The following is a 5,892-nucleotide window of genomic DNA, read 5'->3' as shown; positions in this document are numbered from 1 at the left end:
CCGGCCAGGGGCGCCTCCGGACCGGCGGACCCCGCGTGCATGTCCCGGCCGGGAGCGGCCGGGTCTTCCTGGGACGTCATGTGGCTCCTCGTCACAAGTGTTCCGTTTACGGAACAGTAGCGTGTCCGCAGCCGTCCAGGATGGCGCGGACCAGGGACTGGACGGCGTCCCTGTCCACGTTCGGCGCGGTGACCAGCCTGAACAGGGCGCCCTCGTAGAGCGCGATGAGCGTGGGGATCCGCTCGCGGGGGACGGGGTGGCCGAGTTTGTCGTGCTGCCCGGCGGTGATCCGCGCCGCCATGCCCGACAGGCCCGCGAGGGCGGCGGCGAGCGCCGGACGGCGCACGGCCTCCAGCTGGAGCTCGAAGATCGCCAGATAGCGGTCACGCAGCGTGGTCGCCGCCGTGAGCAGCGACTCGGTCAGCAGGTCGGCCAGTGTCGCGGGCTGCCTGGCGGCCAGGTCGGTGGCCCGGCCGGTGTCGGCGAGGTGCAGCTCGACGACGCGCCCCGCGGCGGCCACCAGCAGCGTCTCCCGGTCGCGGAAGTAGTTGGAGGCGGTCCCCGGCGGAAGGTCCGCCTCCTTCTCCACCGCGCGGTGGGTCAGCCCGTGCACGCCCGACGACGCCAGCAGCGTGATGGCGGCATCGGTCAGGGCGCGGCGACGGGCCGGATTGGTGGGCGGCATACGGCCATGCTAAACCAACAGACGTACTAGTACGATCGTAGTGAATGGGGAGAACTTGTGAAGATCGTGGTGGTCGGCGCCGGGCTCGGAGGAGTGGCGGCCGCGGTGGGGCTGCACCGCCGAGGGCACGAGGTGACGCTCGTCGAGCGCGGCGCCGAGCTCAGGGAGGCGGGAACCGGGATCGTGGTCATGCCGAACGGGCTGCGGGCGCTGGACGCGCTCGGGCTGGGCGAGGAGGTTCGCGAACACGTCGTGCACGAAGGCCGCGGGGGGCTGCGCGACCGGCGCGGACGGCCACTGCTGATCACCGACATGGACCGGGTGCGGGAGCAGATCGGGATACCCGTCATCATCGACCGGGCGCGGCTGCACCGCGCACTGCGCGCCCCGCTGCCCGCCGAGCTGGTGCGCACCTCCACCTCGGTCGAACGCCTGGAGCCCGACTCCGCCGGGGTGACCGTGATCGCCGGCGGTGGGCCCGTCGCCAGAGCGGACGCCGTGATCGCCGCCGACGGCATCGGCAGCAGGCTGCGCGCCCAGCTCTTCCCCGGCCACCCCGGACTGCGGCGGACCGGCCGGCTGGATCTGCGCGGCATGCTGCCCCGTCCGCCCGGACTGCCCGCGGACCTGCTCACCAGCCAGCTGGTCGACCGCCGCAACGGGGCGATGTTCGGCCTGTATCCCGTCGGCGCGGACCTGCTCTACTGGTTCACCGACTCCGCCCTGCACGGCGAGCCGCCGGACGCGGCGGAGGCACGCCGGCAGATGTCGTCCCTGATGGCCGACTGGCATCCCCTCGTCGCCACACTGATCGAGGCCACCCCGCCCGCCGACATCCACGTCGACCCGATCACCCACCTGGCCGCGCCCCTGCCCTCGTACGCGGTCGGCAGGATCGCGCTCCTCGGCGACGCCGCGCACGCCATGCCCCCCGACCTCGGCCAGGGTTCCAGCCAGGCCTTCGAGGACGCCGCCGCGCTGACCCGCCACCTGACCGGCGCCGAGCCGGCGGATGCCGCCCGGCGGCTGCTGCGCTACGACGCCGAGCGCAGGCCCAGCGCCAACCGCATGATGCGGGCGGCGTCCCGGCAGTCGTGGCTGACCACCCGGACCGGCCTCGCCGCGGTGCTGCGCGACGCCCTGCTGCGCGCGGTGCCGTCCGCTCTGGCCACCCGGCAGCTCGCCGCTCTCTGGCGCGTCCAGAGCGGCGCCGCCTCGCCGTCGTAACCGGCTCCCGGCCCCACGCCGGCCACTTTGGGGCCGGGGCCGCGTTCGTGGACGTGCAGAAGGCCGCTTCTCGCGCGCTGCGCGAGAAGCGGCCGCCGGGCTTGGTGCTAGCTGCGGAAACGGCCCTCCCGGGAGTAGAGGCAGGTGAAGCAGGCCGGGTCGGCGTTCCAGCCGTCGTCGTAGGAGACCGTGCGGTGCCGCTTGATCTTGCCCTTCTTCGTCACGGCCTGGGCGTACCCCGGCGGCACGATGCCCTCGAAATGCTTCACGAAGTTGCCTAGGGCGTTCCGGTAGTAGACCCGGTGCCGGGCCCAGAGGTTGGTCGTCGAGCCGGGCGGGGTGCAGTTGGCGACGTAGCTCTCGGCGATCTTCTGCTTGAAGCCGCCGAAGTCGAACGTGCTGTACGACTTGGCCGGCAGGCCGGGCACGCCGTCGTCGTGCCAGAGCGTCCAGCCGAAGATCGACCAGGTGCAGCTCGCCGGGCCGGAGCGGACCGCGCTCGCCGGGGCGGTCAGGCCGCCAGCCGTGACCGGCTCGCTGGTGATTCTGCGCCGCTGCAGTTCGGCGGGCGGGTCGGCGCCGTGGTCCTCGACGAGACGCCGGGGGACCGCGACGTCGGGCGGGGTGACCTCCAGATAGGTCTCCAGGAGGGTGTCCTCGTCGTCAAGGACGATGAGGGGGGCGCGTCCGATCATTCCGGTCTGGACCATCCCTACCTCGTCGGACGGGACGCTGTCGGTGAAGGTCACCGACAGCCCGGTCGTGTAGTCGAGCTGAGCCAGGACGATCTCGCGGTCGGACTCCTCGGCGGCAGGGGCCGCGGCCTTGGCCGTGGCCGTGGCAGGGGAGGGCGCGAGGAGCATGGCGGCGGCGACGGCCGCCAGGAACGGGCTGAATCTCATGCGGGCCACGCTAGGAAACGATCTTTCAGTTGCCTTAAAGGCGAGCTCAACGCATGGTCATTCCGACCTACGTGCCCCCCTGTCACCTGCCCGCACCGGGGCGCGCAGGGCCGGGCGCTCACGTCCTCCGCCCCCCGATCCACTCCGGCAGCTCCGCAGACTGCCGCCGGCGCGAGGGCTCGCAAGGCGTCCGCGAGCCGTTCCAGGGACGTCGGCCGTACCGGCTGCGAGAAACGTCCTGAAATCGACGGACGGAATGTCTCTATTGCCCGATTCCCTGAGCGCGGCAATATTGCCAATTCGTGCTATGTCCGCATTTTTGCGGCTCAGTCGCCGGCCCCGGTCAGCGAGCGCCGGCCCCCCGCTGATCCACCGCGACGTCCTGCGGCGTCATACCGTCGCCATGGCCCGGCAAAGATCTTCATCGCTACCTGAACGGCGAACCGGGACAAATGGCAGAGCTTCGCGACACCCGAAAATTCGCAATCTTTGTGGGACGCCATCCCGTCCACACGGCCGTACCCGTGAACGCTCCAAGTAAGTTGGTCGCTGCCCGCGAATCGGGGCGATTATCGGAATGGAGGCCAAAGATGAGCGAATTTTCGCGATAAGTAAGACAGCCATATCCACCCCCTGTTCGTGGATATCACGCTCTGAATTGATCGCCGTTGTTTTCCGCAGTGGAGCAGATATGGTCACACCCCTTCGGGAAGAGGAACCCTTCCCGCACTCCCCGTCCAAGGGCATGCTGCTGTCGCAGCGAGGCGCCCCCCGCCACGCCCCCGGCCGGCGGCGTCCGGTGACATGCTGGACCATCTGCTCCTTCGCCGACGCGAGCGTCGACGCCGCCGCGCTGGCCGCGCCCGTGCTCGACGCCGGGTACGGCGCGCTGCTCGCCGGCCTGGCGGCGGGGCTGCTCGTCCTGCTGAACCTGGCGGGCGGCACGTACCGGATCCGGCTGTCGCCGTCCGTGATGGACGGGTGGATGTGGCGCGGCGGATGCGCCACCGCCATCACCGGCGCGCTGACCGTCGCCGCCCTCGACCATCAGACGACGCTGGCCGTCTGGACGGGCGAGTCGGCCCGGATCGTCGCCGTCTACCTCGGGCTGACGCTGGTGGGGCGGGGGCTGGTCTGCGCGGTGCTGCGCCAGGCCCGCCGCCGCGGCGCATGCGTGCCCACGCTGGTCGTCGGGTCCGGTGCGCACGCCAGGAACCTCGCGCTGACCCTGGTGCGGCACACCGAGTACGGCCTGCTGCCCGTCGGCGGCGCCTGCGACGTGCTGGGCCAGGCCCCGTACGAGCCGATCGTGGACGATCCGGAGACCCTGCTCGCCATGGCCCGCCGGCACCGCGCCCGCGTGGTGGTCCTGGCCCCGCCGCCGGGCGGCGAGGAGCAGACCCACCGGCTCGCGCAACAGGCCCGGCAGGCGGGGTACCCGGTGTACCTGGCGCCGCAACCCGGCGGCGTGCTGGTCGACTTCGTCCCCGACGGCGAGCACGTCCGGGGGTTCCCGATGCTGCGCATGCGGCCGTTGCCGCAGCGGCGCGCGTCCTGGCCGCTCAAGCGCGCCCTGGACGTCGTGCTGGCGACGGCCGGGCTGGTCGTCAGCGCTCCGGTGCTGGCCGCCTGCATGCTGCTGCTGCGCGGGCAAGGAGGGCCCGGCGTGCTGTTCCGCCAGGTCCGGGTGGGGATGGCCGGGACGCCCATCGAGATCATCAAGCTCCGCACGTTCGCCCCGCTGCGCGCCGGCGAGTCCGACACCCGCTGGAGCATCGACGACGACCCCCGCCTGACCCGCGCGGCCCGGCTGCTGCGCTCCTGCTCCGTGGACGAGCTGCCGCAGCTGTGGAACGTGCTGCGCGGCGACATGAGCCTGGTCGGCCCCCGGCCCGAGCGGCCGCACTTCGTGGAGCTGTTCTCCCGCGGCGACCACCACTACGGGCGCCGCCACCGGTTGCCCGTCGGCCTCACCGGCTGGGCCCAGACGCACGGCCTGCGCGGCGACACCTCGATCGAGGACCGGGCGCGGCTGGACAACCACTACATCGACACCTGGTCCCTGCGCCGCGACATCAAGATCTTGATCCGGACGGTCGGTTGCCTGCTGTGGCCGGGACGATCGTGATCAGGGCGTACCTGCCGTCCCTGTGCCGCCTGCCGGGCCGTCCCAGCGTGTGGGCCGCGCTGACCGTGATCGCCGTGTGCGTGCCCGCCGGACCGCAGGCCGCCGACGTCGTCCAGCCGCGGGTCGCCGACCTGATGTCGCTGGGGTTGCTGGCGTCCGTCGCGGTGAGCCTGGCGCGCGGCGGCGCGCGTCCGGGCCGGTGGGCCCTGCTCGCCGCGCCCGCGGCGCTCGCGGCGACGGCGGCCGCCCTCGCGGCGCCCGACTTCCTGCTGGCGTTGCCCGGCCTGGCCCGGTTCCTCCAGGTGTTCGTCCTGGTCCCCGTCGCGGTGACGGTGGCGGTGCGGCAGCGGTCCGACCTGCTGCTGGTGGGCGGAGCCGTCGCGGCCGTGGCGATCGTCCAGGCCGGGCTCGGCTGCTGGCAGGCGCTCACGGGCAGCGGCGCCTCCTACGCGGGCCTGCCGATCCGCGCGGTCGGCACCTTCGGCGCCGGCGAGGTCATGGCGCTGGCCAGCGTGGTCAGCTTCGGGCTGATCATCGCCCTGGCGGTCGCGCTCACCGGCGGACCGGCCCGGCGCGCCGCCGCCCTGGTCGCGGCGGCGGCGCTGTGCCCCCCGCTGGTCATGTCGCTCAGCCGCGGCACCTGGCTCGCGGTGGCCTGCGCCGTCGCGGTGATGCTCGTGCTGCGCGGCGCGCGGCTGGCCGCGCGGGCCGCCGTGGCCGCCGTGGCCGCCGCCGTGCTCCTGACGCTCCTGGTCGGGCCCGGCGGCGGGGTCATCGCCGAGCGCGTCGCCTCCATCACCTCCTCGGTGGACCAGCCCGACCGGTCGGTGGCCGACCGGTACCAGCTCTGGCAGGCGGCGGCAGGATGGGCATCGAGGCGCTCTGCGCCGGTGACCTGGCCAGGCGGATGTGGTTCACGTACCGGATCGGGGGCGGCGACGAGGAGGTGG

Annotated in this window: 4 protein-coding genes and 1 pseudogene; 3 read left to right on the top strand and 2 right to left on the bottom strand. The window is 73.0% G+C overall.

Annotated elements, in window-relative coordinates:
- Positions 1-106 precede the first annotated feature (106 nt).
- A complete protein-coding gene (locus ACWCSD_RS46250) occupies positions 107-685 on the bottom strand; it encodes a TetR/AcrR family transcriptional regulator (RefSeq protein WP_449925091.1) in 579 nt (192 codons plus the stop codon).
- Positions 686-742: 57 nt separating this feature from the next.
- Between ACWCSD_RS46250 and ACWCSD_RS46245 the strand changes: the two genes are divergently transcribed.
- Positions 743-1,912 (top strand): FAD-dependent oxidoreductase, encoded by a 1,170-nt coding sequence (locus ACWCSD_RS46245; RefSeq protein ID WP_397157102.1) that lies wholly within the window; start codon positions 743-745, stop codon positions 1,910-1,912.
- Between the two features lie 107 nt (positions 1,913-2,019).
- On the opposite strand, the gene ACWCSD_RS46240 is transcribed toward ACWCSD_RS46245, so the two are convergent.
- A complete protein-coding gene (locus ACWCSD_RS46240; protein ID WP_449925088.1) occupies positions 2,020-2,814 on the bottom strand; it encodes a hypothetical protein in 795 nt (264 codons plus the stop codon).
- A gap of 691 nt (positions 2,815-3,505) precedes the next feature.
- Here ACWCSD_RS46240 and ACWCSD_RS46235 point away from each other — a divergent pair.
- The gene (locus ACWCSD_RS46235; protein ID WP_397157098.1) at positions 3,506-4,942 is read left to right on the top strand and encodes an exopolysaccharide biosynthesis polyprenyl glycosylphosphotransferase; all 1,437 of its coding nucleotides are present in this window, start codon (positions 3,506-3,508) and stop codon (positions 4,940-4,942) included.
- Positions 4,924-5,892, top strand: a pseudogene (locus ACWCSD_RS46230) (hypothetical protein); the annotation flags it as partial. The gene ACWCSD_RS46235 and the pseudogene ACWCSD_RS46230, both read left to right, overlap by 19 nt.

Source organism: Nonomuraea sp. NPDC001684, from assembly GCF_053596515.1.
Note: the sequence above shows the minus strand (reverse complement) of the source record. Positions and strands in the feature narration are given on the sequence as shown.

Bases quoted from the DNA above. Each gene is read 5' to 3' on its own strand.
- ACWCSD_RS46250 (WP_449925091.1), bottom strand. From the start codon at position 685: ATGCCGCCCACCAATCCGGCCCGTCGCCGCGCCCTGACCGATGCCGCC.
- ACWCSD_RS46240 (WP_449925088.1), bottom strand. From the start codon at position 2,814: ATGAGATTCAGCCCGTTCCTGGCGGCCGTCGCCGCCGCCATGCTCCTC.
- ACWCSD_RS46235 (WP_397157098.1), top strand. From the start codon at position 3,506: ATGGTCACACCCCTTCGGGAAGAGGAACCCTTCCCGCACTCCCCGTCC.